This window comes from Streptomyces sp. NPDC086989, assembly GCF_044745505.1.
Lineage (GTDB): Bacteria > Actinomycetota > Actinomycetes > Streptomycetales > Streptomycetaceae > Streptomyces.
Map to the genome: position 1 here is coordinate 67,343 of NZ_JBIVAL010000002.1, position 15,030 is coordinate 82,372.

Consider the following 15,030-nt stretch of genomic DNA (forward strand, 5'->3'; position numbering starts at 1 on the left):
GGACCGTGGGACGACATAGTCGCAAGGGGCCCGCTCCGGCCCCCGCCCCTGTCAGCCCGGCGCCGGCGGCGGAGCCCGCAGCGCCGTTCCCGTACGAGGGGACCCTTCCGTACGCGGAACACCTCCCGTACGAGGAGCCCCGGCCGTACGAGCAGCGGTCTGCGTACGAGGAGCGGGCCACCCGCCCGGGGCGGCCCCCGCAGCAGGAGCACCGCGCGTACGACGGGCACCGCGCGTACGGGCAGGAGCAGCCGCGCGGCGGCCACCCCGAGCAGCGCGAGCCCGGCGGCGCCTGGGGCGAGGGGCCCGGCACGGTCTACGGGGACTGGCGCGGCGTCCCGCGGGCGCGCCCTGCGTACAGGGCGTCGGCCGCCGCCGTCCTGGACACCGACACCCCCGCCTTCGGCACCCCCGCGGTCGGCTTCCCGCAGGTGACCATCCCGCAGCCCGCCGCCGACCCCCTCACCTCCACCGGCTCGCACCGCCGGGTCCCCGGGCCGCGTACGCCGATGGCCGCGCCCGCCGAGCCCGCGGCGCCCGCCGAGCCCGCCGCACCCGTCGAGCCCGCTCCCGTCGAGCCCGCGGAGGAGCAGCCCGTCCCCGGGCGCGGGCGCAAGGTCCGTACGTACACGGTGGTGGCCGCCGCGGCCATCACCGCGCTCGCCGTCGTCGTCGCCGTACAGCTGGTCCCCGACGGCGAGAGCGGCTCCTCGCCCACCGCGCGCGCCGCCGGCGACACCGGCAAGCGCGCCCAGCCCGGCACGTCCGCGGCCTCCCGCTCCGACGGCCGGGTGACCCCCGCGGCACCGGGGGTGGAGCTGTCGTACGAGCAGAAGATGGCCCAGCAGTTCCCCATCGACGAGAAGCTGAAGGGGCCCGGGACCTTCGACACCGTCCCCGGGGTGGCGCCGGCGCCCGGCAAGGGCAAGAAGATCCGCTATCGGGTCGACGTCGAGCAGGGGCTGAACCTGGACGCGCAGCTGTTCGCCGAGGCCGTCCACCGCACCCTCAACGACGACCGCAGCTGGGGCCACGGCGGGACGAAGACCTTCGAGCGGGTTCCGGGCGGCGAGGCCGACTTCGTGATCACGCTGGCCAGCCCCGGCACCACCGGCGTCTGGTGCGCCAAGTCCGGTCTGGACACGACCGTCGACAACGTCAGCTGCGATTCCGCCTCCACCGAGCGAGTCATGATCAACGCGTACCGGTGGGCGCAGGGATCGACGACGTACGGCGCGGACCAGATGTTCGCGTACCGGCAGATGCTCATCAACCACGAGGTCGGCCACCGGCTCGGGCACGGGCACGTGAACTGCCAGACCCCGGGCGCGCTCGCGCCGATCATGCAGCAGCAGACGAAGTCCCTCGACATCGGCGGAATCCAGTGCAAAGCCAACCCCTGGGTGTTCCCGGGGAGTTGACGGGGGAAGGTGGTGGACTGCGGCATCTCGCGTTGACAACCCGTCCGGTGACCGGTCATTGTTCTCCGCATGTCGCACCACCACACCATCGCTGCGAGCGCCGCCATCGAGCTGGCGCTGCTCGGTGTGACCGCGCACAGCGTGGCCGACATCCTCTGTCGCTGACGCCCACCCGATCGCGCGCGACTTCCTTCCTTCCCTTCCTCCGCCGCGCCCGGGTGCACCCATGCCCGCAGGCGCGGCTTTCTCCTTCCACCGGCATGCAGCCGGTTCCTGACTGCTGACCGCTGCCCCTCGCGTGGCCTTTTTCCCGTCGTTCGGTGCAAACGCCCGAAACTTCACGCCGAGAGGTCCCTTTTCCCATGCTCCGTCAGTCCCAGATATCGCGCCGCGTGGCCGCGGCCGCCGTCAGCATCGTCCTGGCCGGGGGCGCCGCGGCGTGCGGGCCCAAGGACGCGGCGGACCAGGCCGGCGGCCGGCCCGGCGCCACCGGCGGCGCCCCGCAGCAGGGCGGCACCCTGACCGTCCTCAACTCCGAGCCGCAGAACGACTTCGACCCGGCCCGCCTCTACACCTCCGGCGGCGGCAACATCCCCTCGCTGGTCTTCCGCACCCTCACCACCCGCAACCGCGAGAACGGCGCCGCCGGCACCAAGGTCGTGCCCGACCTGGCCACCGACACCGGAAAGCCCAACGCCGACGCCACCGAGTGGACGTACACCCTCAAGGACGGGCTGACGTACGAGGACGGCAGCCCGATCACCACCGCCGACATCAAGTACGGCATCGAGCGGTCGTTCGCCGCCGAGCTGTCCGGCGGAGCCCCGTACCTGCGCGACTGGCTCATCGGCGGGGAGAACTACGAGGGCCCGTACAAGGACGGCGGAAAGGGCCTCGACTCCATCGTCGTGCCCGACGCGAAGACGATCACCTTCAAACTGCGCAAGCCGGAGGGTGAGTTCCCCTTCGTCGCCACCCAGACGCAGTTCGCACCCGTCCCCAAGGCCAAGGACACCGGCGTCAAGTACGAGGAGCACCCCGTCTCCTCGGGCCCGTACAAGGTCGTCAAGAACGAGAACGACGGCGAGCACCTCACCCTCGAACGCAACGAGCACTGGGACCCCAAGACCGACGAGGAGCGCAAGGCCTATCCGGACAAGATCGACGTCCGCTCCGGCCTCGACGCCGCCGTCATCAACCAGCGCCTGACCACCAGCTCCGGCCCCGACGCCGCCGCCGTCACCACCGACACCAACCTCGGTCCGGCAGAGCTCGCGCAGATCGGCGACAACAGGGAGCTCGCGGCACGGGTCGGCACCGGGCACTTCGGCTACACCAACTACCTCGCCTTCAACCCGAAGGTGGCCCCCTTCGACAACCCGAAGGTGCGCCAGGCCATCTCGTACGCGATCAACCGCACCAGCGTGGTCAACGCGGCCGGCGGCTCCGCCCTCGCCGAGCCCGCCACCACCTTCCTGCCCGAGCAGAAGGCCTTCGGCTTCACCGCCTACGACCACTTCCCCGCGGGCAAGGCGGGCGACCCGGCCAAGGCCAGGGAACTGCTGAAGGAAGCCGGCTTCCCGGACGGGCTCAGCATCACCCTGACCCACTCCACCGCGCAGAACCGGCAGACCAGCCCCGAGGTCGCGACCGCCGTCCAGCAGGCGCTCGCCGCCGCCGGCATCACCGTCAAGCTGGAGGGCCTGGAGAACAACGCGTTCAACGAGAAGCGCTGGGACGCCAAGAACACGCCCGGGTTCTTCCTCTCCCGCTGGGGCGCCGACTGGCCCTCCGGCGGCCCCTTCCTCGCCCCCATCTTCGACGGCCGGCAGATCGTCACCAACGGCACCAACTACAACCACGCCCAGCTGAACGACCCGGCCGTCAACGCGGAGATCGACGAGATCGCCAAGCTGACCGACCTCACCGAGGCCGGCAAGCGCTGGGGCGCGCTCGACAAGAAGATCGGCGAGCAGGCCCTCGACGTGCCGCTCTTCCACCCCGTCTACAAGCGACTGGTCGGCAAGGACGTCAAGAACGTCGTGATCAGCGACTGGACCGGCGTCCTCGACATCTCGCAGGTCTCCGTCAAGTGAGCGCATTCGTGGACCGGGCGGCGCCGGCGGCGCCGACCGCGCCCGCGCCCGCGTCCGCAACCGGGGGGCTCACCCCGGGTGCGGACGCGGGCGCCGCGCGCCAGGCCTGGCGGCGGCTGCGGCGACGGCCCTCCGCCCTGGCGGCCGCCGCCGTCCTCGTCCTCCTCGTCCTCCTCGCCCTCGCCGCACCCCTCCTCGCCCACCTCGCCGGGCAGGACCCGAACGCGTACCACGACGACCTCGTGGAATCGGCCCGCGGCGGCGTCCCGCTCGGCTCCTTCGGCGGGATCTCCGCCGACCACTGGCTCGGCGTCGAACCCGGTACCGGCCGGGACCTGTTCGTCCGGCTGCTGTACGGGGCCCGGATCTCCCTGCTCGTCGCCCTCGGCGCCACCGCCGTGCAGATCCTCCTCGGGATCGCCGCCGGACTGGCCGCAGCCCTCGGCAACCGCCTCGTCGGACAGCTGGTCGGCCGGCTCACCGACGTGATGATCGCCCTGCCGGCGCTGGTGTTCGCCATCGCGCTCACCGCCGTCGTACCGGCCGACTTCCCGCGCCCGCTGCTGCTGATCCTGGTCATCGGCCTGCTGGGCTGGGGGTCGACGGCCCGGATGGTCCGGGCCCAGACCCTGGCCCTGCGCGAACTGGACTTCGTGGCCGCCGCCCGGCTCTCCGGGAACGGCACCCTGCGGATCGCCCGCCGGGAACTGCTGCCCGCACTCGCGGCGCCCCTCATCACCTACTCCGCGATCCTGGTCCCCGCCGACATCGTCGCCGAGGCCTCGCTGTCCTTCCTCGGCGTCGGCGTGAAACCGCCCACCCCGTCATGGGGGCAGATGCTGTCCGGCGCCCAGACCTGGTTCCGCGCCGACCCCGCCTACGTCCTGCTGCCCGCCGGACTGCTCTTCGTCACCGTGCTCGCCTTCACCGTGCTCGGCGACGCGGTCCGCACGGCCCTCGACCCGCGCGAAGGCTCCCGCCTGCGGATCGGCACCGGAAAGGAGCCCACGCGATGACCCTCCCCCAGCTACCGCTGAGGGTGCCCCCAGCGCTGGGCCGGGCCGGCGGCGCACTCCTCGTGCTGCTCGCCCTGTCCGTCACCGTCTACGTCCTCTTCTACGTCGCCCCCGGCGACCCCGCCCGCCTCGCCTGCGGGGAACGCTGCAACCCGGTCCAGGTCGCCCAGGTGCGCGAGCAGCTCGGACTGGACGCCCCCGTGACCGTCCAGTACCTGCACTTCCTCCAGGGGCTGTTCACCGGCCGCGACTACTCCGGCGGCGCGGGGCTCGTGCTGCACTGCGACGCGCCCTGCCTCGGATTCTCGTACCAGAACGACCGGCAGGTCACCGAACTGCTGCTGGACCGGCTGCCGGCCACCCTGTCGCTGGCCCTTGGCGCCCTGGTGATCTGGCTCGTCGTCGGCGTCGGCACCGGACTGCTGTCCGCGCTTCGCCGCGGCGGCATCACGGAGCGGGCCCTGACCGTGCTGACGCTGGGCGCGACCGGGACCCCCGTGTTCGTCCTGGGACTGCTGCTGCTCATGGCGGTGTGCGCGTACCTGCAATGGCTGCCGTTCCCGACCTACGTGCCACTGGGCGAGGACCCCGAACAGTGGGCCTGGAACCTGCTGCTGCCGTGGATCACGCTCGGCGTCTTCGAGAGCGCCAAGTACGCCAGGCTCACCCGCAGTTCCACCCTGGAAACGCTCGCCGAGGACCACATCCGCACCTTCCGCGCCTACGGGGTGGGGGAGCGGGCCATCATCACCCGGCACGCCGTCCGCGGAGCGGTCGCCCCGGTGATCGCACTCAGCGCCGTGGACTTCGGCACGATGATCGGAGGCGCGGTGCTCACCGAGTCGCTGTTCGGGATACCCGGGCTCGGCAAGACCCTGATCGACGGCGTGCGGGTCGTGGACCTGCCGGTGGTCGTCGGCGTCGTCCTGGTCATCGGCGCGGCCGTGGTCGTCGCGGGCGCCGTGGCCGACCTGCTGTACGCCCTCGCGGACCGAAGGGTGGCCCTGGCATGAGCGAACCGCTGGTGGAGGTCACCGATCTCGCGGTCGACTTCCCCGTCGGAGGGTCCGGGACGTACGTACGGGCCGTCGACCAGGTCTCCTTCACCCTGGAACCGGGCGGCGCGCTGGGCATCGTCGGCGAGTCCGGAAGCGGCAAGTCCACCGTCGCCGCGGCCCTGCTGGGGCTGCACCGCGGGACCGGCGCGCGGCTCGCCGGCTCCGTCCGGGTCGGCGGCACCGACGTGGCCGGAGCCTCGGCGGCGCAGCTGCGCGCACTGCGCGGAGCCACCGCCGCCATGGTCTTCCAGGACCCGCTCAGCGCCCTGGACCCCTACCATGCCGTCGGCGACCAGATCGCCGAGGTGTACCGGGTCCACGCGGACGTCCCGCGGCGCGCCGCCCGGGCACGGGCGGCCGAGGTGCTGGACCGGGTGGGCATCCCCGACGCGGTGCGCCGCGCCCGGGCGCGGCCGCACGAGTTCAGCGGCGGCATGCGGCAGCGGGTGCTGATCGCCATGGCGCTGGCCTGCGAACCGCGGCTGCTGATCGCCGACGAGCCGACCACCGCCCTGGACGTCACCGTGCAGGCCCAGATCCTCGACCTGCTGCACGGCCTGCGGGAGGAACGCGGACTCGGGCTGCTGCTGGTCACGCACGACGTCGGCGTCGCGGCGGAGAGCGTGGACGAGCTCCTCGTCATGCGGGAGGGCTCCGCCGTGGAACGCGGCCCGGTGGAGCGGGTCCTGACCGCCCCGTCCCACGCGTACACCAAGGCCCTGCTGGCTGCCGTGCCCCGGCTGGACGGTCCGCCGGTCCCGCGGCGATCCGGGCCGGCCGGCCCGGATCCGGCGGGAACCCGGGCGCCGGCCCCGGACCCGGTGCCGGCGGGGGCGGACGGGTCCGGCACCGCGCCGGTCCCGCGGAAGGTCGCGGCCCCGGTTCCCGGGCCGGCGGACCCGACGGCCGGTGCCGGTGCCGACGGCGGCGGCGACGCGGCCGTGCCCGTCGTCGAAGCGGTCGCGCTGCGCCGGGAGTTCGGGCGGGGCAAGCGACGGGTGGCCGCCGTCGGCGGGGTCTCGCTCGCCGTGCACGCGGGCGAGACGCTGGGGATCGTCGGGGAGAGCGGCAGCGGCAAGAGCACCCTCGGGCGGATGCTCGTCGGCCTGCTGGAGCCCGGCTCCGGGCACGTCCGGCACGACGGGCGGCGCACCGGGGGCATCGTCCCCGGGGTCCAGATGGTCTTCCAGGACCCGGTGTCCTCCCTCAACCCGCGCCGTTCCATCGGCGAGTCCGTCGCCGACCCGCTGCGCGCGGCGGGGGAGCGCGACGAGGCCGCGATCCGGGCCCGGGTCGGGGAACTCCTGGTCCGCGTCGGGCTGGAGGCCGGGCACTACGACCGCTACCCGCACGAGTTCAGCGGCGGCCAGCGCCAGCGCGTCGGCATCGCCCGGGCCCTGGCGCCCCGGCCCCGCCTGATCGTCTGCGACGAGCCCGTCTCCGCGCTCGACGTGACCACCCAGGCCCAGGTCACGGCGCTGCTGGCCGAGCTCCAGAGGGAGCTCGGTATCGCGCTGGTCTTCATCGCGCACGACCTCGCCGTCGTGCGGCAGGTCAGCGACCGGGTCGCCGTCATGCGGGGCGGCCTGGTGGTCGAGGAGGGCCCGGTGGACCAGGTGTACGACCGGCCCCGGCACGCCTACACCCGGCGGCTGCTGGCCGCGGTACCGGCCCTGGACCCGGAGCTCGCCGCCGCGCGCCGCACCTCGCGACAGGAGGTCCTCGCCCAGGCGGCGTCTTGACGAGAGGTGCGGGGAGGCCCGAGAGGTACGAGGGCCGCAGGCCCTTTCTAGCGCGCTCGAACGCGGGCCGTGGGCGAAAGTTACGACTCTTCACCCCTTCCGGTGGCGCGACGGACAACCGTCCGTCGCGTCACCGGCATATCCGCTTGAGTTTCCCGCGGCGGGTCACCGGACCGACGGCGGCCGCCTGAACGGGAGATCGGGGGTGCCACTCGTGCGGATCGGACTGCTCACGGAAGGTGGTTATCCGTATGCGACGGGAGAAGCGAGGCTCTGGTGCGACCGGCTCGTCCGCGGACTGCCGCAGCACGAGTTCGAGCTCTACGCGCTGAGCCGCAGCGCCGAGCAGGAGGAGCGCGGCCGGGTCGTCCTGCCCGAGCACGTCACCCGGGTCTGGACCGCACCGCTCTGGGCCCCGGCGGACGACGGGCACACGTACTCCCGGCGTGAGCGCCGCCGCTTCGCCGACTGCTTCAAGGAACTGGTCCGGGGGATCTGCGCGGGCGAGTCCGAGCCCTTCGCCGCCGGACTGTACGGACTGGCCGAACTCGCCCGGGAACAGGGCGGGCTGTACGCGGCCCTGCGCTCCGAGACCGCGGTCCGGGCCGTCGAGTCCGCCTGCCGGGCACCCGGCGCGTTGCGCTCCGTACAGCGTGCGCAGGTGGCCGACCTGCTGGACTTCGTCGACGAACTGGAACGGCTGCTGCGGCCGCTGTCCCTCGACTGGTACGAGGACCTGAGCGAGGTCGATGTCTGCCACGCGGCCGCGGGCGGTGTGGCCGCGCTCCCCGGCCTGCTGGCCAAACGCTTCTTCGGGGTTCCGTTGCTGGTCACCGAGTACGGGGTCCAGCTGCGGGCCCACTACCTGGAACACTCGCCGGACGCGCACTCCGGTCCCGGCGGCGCCCCGGGCGGCGCCCCCAGACCCGCGGTGCGGGCCCTGCTCGCCGCTTTCCACATGCGCCTGGCCACCGAGATCTATGCCCGGGCCGACCTCCTCACCCCGGGCAACGCGCACGCCCGGCGCTGGCAGGAGCGCTGCGGCGCCACCCGCGACCGGCTGCGCACGGTGTACCCGGGGATGGAGGCGGACCGATTCGCCACCGTCGGCGAGGACCCGGACCGAGGCGACCCCGGCACCCTGGTCTGGGTCGGCCGGATAGAGCCCGCCAAGGACCTGATCGCGCTGCTGCACGCCTTCGCCGAAGTGCGCAGGGCCGCTCCGGAGACCCGGCTGCGGATCTTCGCGACCGCCGTGGTCCCCCGCTACCTCGCCGACTGCCGCTCGCTCGCCGCACAGCTCTTCCCCGACGAGGCCGCCGACGCCGTCACCGCCGGGGAGAATCCCGTCACCTTCGAGGAGATCGGCGGCCCCGACGCAGCCTCGCCGGCAGAGGCCTACGGCTGCGGACGGGTCGTCGTGCTGTCCTCGGTGATCGAGGGCTTCCCGATCACCCTCGCCGAAGCCATGCTCTGCGGCCGGGCCACCGTGTCCACCGACGCCGGCGCCGTCTGCGAGGTCATCGGCGGTACCGGCCTCGTCGTCCCGCCGCGCAACCCGCGGGCCCTGGCCGACGCCTGCCTGTCGCTGCTGCGGGACCCCGAGCGGGCCCACCGGCTCGGTGCCGCCGCCCGGGCCCGGGCCCTGGAGCTGTTCACCGTCGAGCAGAACGTGGCCGCCTTCCGGGAGATCTACCTCCAGCTGCTGGCCCGCGGACCGGCCCGGCCCGACGGCGGCGTCCCCTTCGAACAGCCCCCCGAGGCCCGGGTCCCGGGCCACTGGACGAGTCCCACCTGGGCGGCCGCCGCCCCTGTTCCCGCGAACGGTCCGGGCGCTCCCGCGCAGACCCCGAACACGACCACCACCACGGAGGCGCCGGTATGACCCTGGACGAAGCCGCCCCCGTCGCCGCGGCCCCCCGCCGCCGGGCCGCCGGGGATCCCGTCAAAACGCTGCTGCACCGCCACCGCGCCCTGTGCGAGCGGGCCGTGGACCCGCTGGAGATCGCCGCCGGGCTGGAGGTGCAGGGCATCACCGACCGCACCGCCGCGCGCTTCCGGCACCGGGACGTGTTCTCCCTCGCCGAGGAGCTCTACGCCCGCACCCCGCGCGGGGACGAGCCGGCCGCGCCGTCCACCGCCCGGCCGTCCGATGCCCGGGCGTTACGCGGCTTCGGGTACGCCCTGCTCCCCGGGGTCCTCGCGCTCGGGGCCGCCGCCGCCGGGGTGCCGTACGCCGGGCCCCTCGCCGTGGCCGTCACCGTCGCCGCCCTGGTGTGGCCCGCCAGGCCGGGGCGGGCCGCCGCCGGACGGTTCCCCCACGCCGTGCTCCTGCTCGCCGCGGCCGCCGTCGGCTGGGCCGTGCACCGCCACGGCACCCCCCTCGGCGTCGCCCTCGCACTGGCCGCAGCCCCCGGGCACCTCGCCGGCGCCGCGTACGCCGCCCGCGCCCGCAGCCGTCTCGCCGGGAGCCGCGTCCTGGAGGACTTCGCCGACCGGGCCCGGCCGCTGCTGATCGCGGCCACCCTGGCCTTCACCGCGGCCGCCGCGGGGGCGGCCGCACTCGCCGGCACCCCGTACGCCGTCGCCGTACCGCTCGCCCTGCTGCTGTTCCTGACCCGCCTGCTGCTCACGCACGGCGCCCCGCGCGGGCCCGTCGCCGCAGCCCTGGCACTCGCCCTGGTCCCGACCCCGCCGGCGGTGGCGGTCGCAGCGGCGGGGCTCCTCGTGCACGCCGCCCTCGTGCTGTCCCGCGCGTCCGCGCACGCACGGCCCTGAGCCGGCCCCCGAACCCTTCCGCCGCCGGAGCGCCGTAGCGGAGCGCCGCACCCCCCACCCCCTATCCCCGACCTCCCCCGACCCCCGCCCATCGACCAAGGAGACACAGGATGACCGGCCAGCCAACCAACCAAGGGGCCGCGCGATGAGGGTGCTGCTGATCGGAGCCAACGGATACCTCGGCCGCTACGTCGCCGACCGGCTGCTCGCCGACCCCGCCGTCCAGCTCACCGCGCTCGGCCGCGGCGACGACGCGGACGTCCGCTTCGACCTCGCCACGGGCAGCCCCGGCGCCCTCACCCGGTTCCTCGACGCCGTCCACCCGGGCGTCGTCATCAACTGCGCCGGCGCCACCCGCGGCGGGGCGCGGGAGCTGACCCGGCACAACACCGTCGCCGTGGCCACCATCTGCGAGTCCCTGCGCCGCAGCGGCTGCGGGGCCCGCCTCGTCCAGCTCGGCTGCGCCGCCGAGTACGGGCCCAGCCAGCCCGGATCGTCCACGGCCGAGGACGCCGTCCCGAGACCGGGCGGGCCGTACGGCGTCAGCAAGCTCGCCGCCACCGAGCTGGTGCTCGGGTCCGGGCTCGACGCCGTCGTCCTGCGGATCTTCTCGCCCGTCGGGCCCGGCACCCCCGCCGGTTCCCCGCTGGGCCGGCTCGCCGAGGCCATGCGCCGCGCGATGCAGAACGGGGACGGCGAGCTCAAGCTCAGCGGGCTCGGCGTCCAGCGCGACTTCGTGGACGTACGGGACGTGGCGCGGGCCGTGCACGCCGCCTCGCTCTCCGCCGCCCAGGGCGTCGTCAACATCGGCACCGGGCGCGCCGTCCGGCTGCGCGACGCCGCGGCCGTACTGGCCCGGGTCGCCGGGTACGGCGGCGCCCTCCACGAACTCGACGTACCCGGCCAGCACGGGCCGCACGGGCAGGGCCACGGCCCGGGCCACGGTGCCGGGCACGGTCACGCGCTCGGCCACCAGGGCCGCCCGCAGGGACTCGCCGCCATCGGCTCCCCGCGCTCCGAGGCCACCGCCGAACAGCTCGCCGCCGCGGCCGTCACGCCCGCGTACCCGTACCCCGACGGCTGCGGTGCCTGGCAGCAGGCCGACGTGCGCACGGCCCGGGACCGGCTCGGCTGGCGGCCCCGGATCAACCTGGAGGAGTCCCTCGCGGACATCTGGATGGAGGCGGCGTGCCGCATCTGACGACGGCGGCGACGACGGCCGCCGCGACCGGGGCGGGCCGCCTCGGCCTCGGCGTCCCCGGCTACGCCCACCCCCTGCTCGCCCCCGTCGAATGGGCCGAGCTGACCCGGCCCGGTACCCCGCTGCACTGGACCGTGCTCAACGTCACGGACGGCCCGGGCGGCCGTCCCGACCCGCACTGCACGGAGGCCGCGGGCAGGCTCCGCGAAGCCGGCGGGACCGTACTCGGACATCTCGCGGTGCGAGACGGAACGCGGTCGTTCGGTGAGCTGGTCTCCGACGCCCACCGGTACCTGGACTGGTACCGGGTGGGCGGCTTCTACCTGGCCGACGCCCCGGCGGACCGGACCGAACTGGCCGCGGTGCGCCGCGTCGCCGACACCCTGCGCGGCCTCGGCGACGGGCTGCGCATCGTGCTGGGACACGGCACCCACCCGTACGAGGGCTACGCGGAGGCCGCCGACCAACTGGTCACCTTCTCCGGGGCATGGGCCGACTACCGCTGGTCGCAGGTGGCGGAGTGGACCGCCGACCACCCGCCCGAGCGCTTCTGCCACCTGGTGCACGGGGTGCCGCGGACCCATCTGGAGGAGGCCGTCCGGATCGCCCGGTGGCAGGGCGCCGGCACGATCTGGTTCACCGACCGGGGCAACGGCGGGGGCTGCGACCCCTGGGCGTCGATGCCCGCTTACTGGGATGAAATCGTCTCGCGGATCGGACCGGGTGTCTCGGAATGAAGAAGGGCGTGGCAGTGTTACGGGGAGAACCACCGTTCAGACTTTCCCATCTACGGAGTCCCCGTGTCGCTGCCACCCCTGGTCGAGCCAGCTGCTGAGCTCACCGTTGACGAGGTCCGTCGGTACTCCCGCCACCTGATCATCCCGGATGTCGGGATGGACGGCCAGAAGCGCCTGAAGAACGCCAAGGTGCTGGCCGTCGGCGCGGGCGGACTCGGCTCGCCCGCCCTCATGTACCTGGCCGCGGCCGGCGTCGGCACGCTGGGCATCGTGGAGTTCGACGAGGTCGACGAGTCGAACCTCCAGCGCCAGATCATCCACAGCCAGTCGGACATCGGCCGCTCCAAGGCCGAGTCCGCCCGCGACAGCGTGCTGGGCATCAACCCGTACGTGAACGTGGTCCTTCACGAAGAGCGGCTCGAGGCCGAGAACGTGATGGAGATCTTCAGCCAGTACGACCTCATCGTCGACGGCACGGACAACTTCGCGACGCGTTACCTCGTCAACGACGCCTGCGTGCTGCTGAACAAGCCGTACGTGTGGGGCTCGATCTACCGCTTCGACGGCCAGGCCTCCGTCTTCTGGTCCGAGCACGGGCCGTGCTACCGCTGCCTGTACCCGGAGCCCCCGCCGCCGGGCATGGTCCCGAGCTGCGCCGAGGGCGGCGTGCTGGGCGTGCTCTGCGCGTCCATCGGGTCCATCCAGGTCACCGAGGCCATCAAGGTCCTCACGGGCGTCGGTGAGCCGCTGGTCGGCCGTCTGATGATCTACGACGCCCTGGAGATGCAGTACCGGCAGGTCAAGGTCCGCAAGGACCCCGACTGCGCGGTCTGCGGTCCGAACGCGACCGTCAAGGAGCTCATCGACTACGAGGCCTTCTGCGGCGTCGTGTCGGAGGAGGCCCAGGAGGCGGCCGTCGGCTCCACCATCACTCCGAAGCAGCTCAAGGAGTGGATCGACAACGACGAGGCGATCGAGATCATCGACGTCCGTGAGATCAACGAGTACGAGATCGTCTCGATCCCCGGCGCGAAGCTGATCCCCAAGGGCGAGTTCCTGATGGGCTCCGCCCTCCAGGACCTCCCGCAGGACAAGCGCATCGTCTTGCACTGCAAGACGGGTGTCCGCAGTGCGGAAGTCCTCGCGGTCCTGAAGTCCGCCGGCTTCTCCGACGCGGTGCACGTGGGCGGCGGCGTCATCGGCTGGGTCCACCAGATCGAGCCCGAGAAGCCGGTCTACTAGTCGCCACCGGTCACAGCGCCCGAGGGGGCGTAGCGCGCACGGGCGCGGTACGCCCCCTCGGGCGTGCGCTCACGCGTCAGGCGCCGGCGGGCTCCTGCGGGGTGACCGGTGCCGCCGTGCCCGTGGGTTCCCCGGACGGGGTGCAGACGGCCCCGGCGGCCGGCACCTTCCCGTCCAGCAGGTAGCCGTTCACCGCGCTCTGCACGCACTTGTCGCCGCTGTTGTACGCGCCGTGCCCCTCGCCCTTGTACGTGAGCTCCACGCCGACGCCGGGGCCGAGCCGCTCCACCATGTTGCGGGCGCCCTCGTACGGGGTGGCCGGGTCGCCGGTGTTGCCGATCACCATGATCGGCGCGGCGCCGGGGGCGGAGACGTCGGGGGTCTCCCAGGTGCCCGCGACCGGCCAGTCGGTACAGCTCATCAGAGCCCAGCCGAGGAAGTCGCCGAAGACGGGGGAGGCGGCGCGGAAGGCGGGCAGTTTCGCCTTCGTCTGCGCCAGCGTGTACCGGTCCTTGGAGTCGGCGCAGTTGATCGCCGTGTTGGCGGCGCCGAGGTTGCTGTAACGCCCCTGCTGGTCACGGCCGTTGAGTGAGTCGGACAACGCCATCAGCAGCTGCCCCTCGCCGCCGTCGGCCTCGTCGAGCCCCTGTTCCAGCAGCGGCCACAGCTCCTTGGAGTACAGGGCCTGGGCGATGCCGTTCGTGGCGGCGGTCGCGGTCAGCATCCGGTTGCCGAGGCCGGGGATGGGCTTGGCCGCCAGGCTCTTCTGGAGCTTGATGATGTTGTCCTCGATCTCCTGGGCGGTGCTGCCCTGGAGCCGGCATTCGTCGCCGCGGTTCACACAGTCCTGCGCGAAGTTGCCGAGGGCCAGCTGGAACCCCTTCGCCTGGCCGAGGGAGCCCTGCTCCGAGGTCTTCGTGGGATCGACGACCGCGTCGAAGACGGCCCGGCCGACCTTCTTCGGGAAGAGGTGGGCGTACACCCCGCCGAGCTCGGTGCCGTAGGAGATCCCGAAGTAGTTCAGCTTCTCGTCGCCGAGGGCCTGCCGGATCCGGTCGAGGTCGCGGGCGGCGTTCTCGGTGCCGACGTACGGCAGCAGGTGCCCGGAGTTGTCCTTGCAGGCCCTCTGGTACTTCGCCAGGTTGTCGAGATAGGTCTTCTCCTGCTGCGGCGTGTCCGGCGAGGAGTCCTGGGCGTAGTAGGCGTCGAGCTGTTTGTCGTCCTCGCACCGGACGGGGGCGCTGCGGCCGACGCCGCGCGGGTCGAAGCTGACGAGGTCGTACCGCTCCCGCAGGGCCTCGTACTCCTTGGCGGCGCCGGGCAGCGTACTGATCCCGGAGCCCCCGGGGCCGCCGAAGTTGAACACGAGCGACCCGAGCCGCTTGCTCTTGTCCCGGGCCTTGGCCCGGATCAGCGCGAGCGGAATCGTTTCTCCTTCGGGCTTGGCGTAGTCGAGGGGCACGTGGAGGGTGGCGCACTCCCAGTCCTTGGGCGGCGCCTGCCCCCCGCCCTCGGCGACATCGGGGGCCTCGCACGCCCCCCACTTCAACGGCGCGGCCCCCGGGGTCCCCCCGGCCTCGGGCTTCCCTTCGCCGCTGTCGGCACACCCGCCGACCCCGGCGAGCCCGACGGCGACGACAACGGCAACGGCACCCCGCACGACGTTTCGACCCATGCCCCCATCCTGCGCGGCCCCCGCACCCCCCGCCCCCGCGCTGACCCATTCGGGGCCCGGGGCG

Annotated in this window: 12 protein-coding genes; 11 read left to right on the top strand and 1 reads right to left on the bottom strand. The window is 73.6% G+C overall.

The features are described from left to right. The first annotated feature begins 5 nt into the window (after nt 1–5). The 11 genes from ACIPK4_RS04045 (at nt 6) to moeZ (ending at nt 13,291) form a co-directional block, all read left to right on the top strand. Entirely contained in the window at nt 6–1,421 is a 1,416-nt protein-coding gene (locus tag ACIPK4_RS04045) for a DUF3152 domain-containing protein (RefSeq protein WP_402309133.1), read from the top strand. 69 nt (nt 1,422–1,490) lie between these two features. Continuing rightward, nucleotides 1,491–1,586: an Ms4533A family Cys-rich leader peptide gene (locus ACIPK4_RS04050; protein ID WP_343234612.1), complete on the top strand. Its 96-nt coding sequence runs from the start codon at nt 1,491–1,493 to the stop codon at nt 1,584–1,586. Nucleotides 1,587–1,783: 197 nt separating this feature from the next. Beyond that, nucleotides 1,784–3,517, top strand: coding sequence for an ABC transporter substrate-binding protein (locus tag ACIPK4_RS04055; RefSeq protein ID WP_402309134.1), 1,734 nt, complete (start codon nt 1,784–1,786; stop codon nt 3,515–3,517). Continuing rightward, complete coding sequence (locus tag ACIPK4_RS04060; protein ID WP_402309135.1) at nt 3,514–4,533, top strand: ABC transporter permease; 1,020 nt, start codon at nt 3,514–3,516, stop codon at nt 4,531–4,533. The genes ACIPK4_RS04055 and ACIPK4_RS04060 overlap by 4 nt, the downstream gene beginning before the upstream one ends. Next, nucleotides 4,530–5,546 (top strand): ABC transporter permease, encoded by a 1,017-nt coding sequence (locus tag ACIPK4_RS04065; protein WP_402309136.1) that lies wholly within the window; start codon nt 4,530–4,532, stop codon nt 5,544–5,546. Before ACIPK4_RS04060 ends, ACIPK4_RS04065 begins: the two co-directional genes overlap by 4 nt. Next, nucleotides 5,543–7,333 (top strand): dipeptide ABC transporter ATP-binding protein, encoded by a 1,791-nt coding sequence (locus tag ACIPK4_RS04070; protein WP_402309137.1) that lies wholly within the window; start codon nt 5,543–5,545, stop codon nt 7,331–7,333. The genes ACIPK4_RS04065 and ACIPK4_RS04070 overlap by 4 nt, the downstream gene beginning before the upstream one ends. A 214-nt stretch (nt 7,334–7,547) precedes the next feature. Beyond that, nucleotides 7,548–9,218 carry a DUF3492 domain-containing protein gene (locus ACIPK4_RS04075; RefSeq protein ID WP_402309138.1) on the top strand — a complete coding sequence of 557 codons (1,671 nt, stop codon included), beginning with the start codon at nt 7,548–7,550 and terminating at the stop codon, nt 9,216–9,218. Next, complete coding sequence (locus ACIPK4_RS04080) at nt 9,215–10,111, top strand: hypothetical protein (RefSeq protein ID WP_402309139.1); 897 nt, start codon at nt 9,215–9,217, stop codon at nt 10,109–10,111. Before ACIPK4_RS04075 ends, ACIPK4_RS04080 begins: the two co-directional genes overlap by 4 nt. 145 nt (nt 10,112–10,256) lie before the next feature. Continuing rightward, on the top strand, nt 10,257–11,312 hold the full coding sequence (locus ACIPK4_RS04085; RefSeq protein ID WP_402309140.1) for an NAD-dependent epimerase/dehydratase family protein: 1,056 nt from the start codon (nt 10,257–10,259) through the stop codon (nt 11,310–11,312). After that, complete coding sequence (locus ACIPK4_RS04090; RefSeq protein ID WP_402309142.1) at nt 11,300–12,049, top strand: spherulation-specific family 4 protein; 750 nt, start codon at nt 11,300–11,302, stop codon at nt 12,047–12,049. The genes ACIPK4_RS04085 and ACIPK4_RS04090 overlap by 13 nt, the downstream gene beginning before the upstream one ends. A gap of 63 nt (nt 12,050–12,112) precedes the next feature. Then, entirely contained in the window at nt 12,113–13,291 is a 1,179-nt protein-coding gene (gene moeZ, locus ACIPK4_RS04095; protein WP_402309143.1) for an adenylyltransferase/sulfurtransferase MoeZ, read from the top strand. A gap of 76 nt (nt 13,292–13,367) precedes the next feature. On the opposite strand, the gene ACIPK4_RS04100 is transcribed toward moeZ, so the two are convergent. Then, complete coding sequence (locus tag ACIPK4_RS04100) at nt 13,368–14,966, bottom strand: alpha/beta hydrolase (protein ID WP_402309145.1); 1,599 nt, start codon at nt 14,964–14,966, stop codon at nt 13,368–13,370. Nucleotides 14,967–15,030: the final 64 nt, after the last annotated feature.

Coding starts and splice junctions, on each gene's coding strand:
- ACIPK4_RS04085 (WP_402309140.1), top strand. CDS start 10,257: ATGAGGGTGCTGCTGATCGGAGCCAACGGATACCTCGGCCGCTACGTC.
- ACIPK4_RS04070 (WP_402309137.1), top strand. CDS start 5,543: ATGAGCGAACCGCTGGTGGAGGTCACCGATCTCGCGGTCGACTTCCCC.
- ACIPK4_RS04055 (WP_402309134.1), top strand. CDS start 1,784: ATGCTCCGTCAGTCCCAGATATCGCGCCGCGTGGCCGCGGCCGCCGTC.
- ACIPK4_RS04050 (WP_343234612.1), top strand. CDS start 1,491: ATGTCGCACCACCACACCATCGCTGCGAGCGCCGCCATCGAGCTGGCG.
- ACIPK4_RS04100 (WP_402309145.1), bottom strand. CDS start 14,966: ATGGGTCGAAACGTCGTGCGGGGTGCCGTTGCCGTTGTCGTCGCCGTC.
- ACIPK4_RS04065 (WP_402309136.1), top strand. CDS start 4,530: ATGACCCTCCCCCAGCTACCGCTGAGGGTGCCCCCAGCGCTGGGCCGG.
- ACIPK4_RS04080 (WP_402309139.1), top strand. CDS start 9,215: ATGACCCTGGACGAAGCCGCCCCCGTCGCCGCGGCCCCCCGCCGCCGG.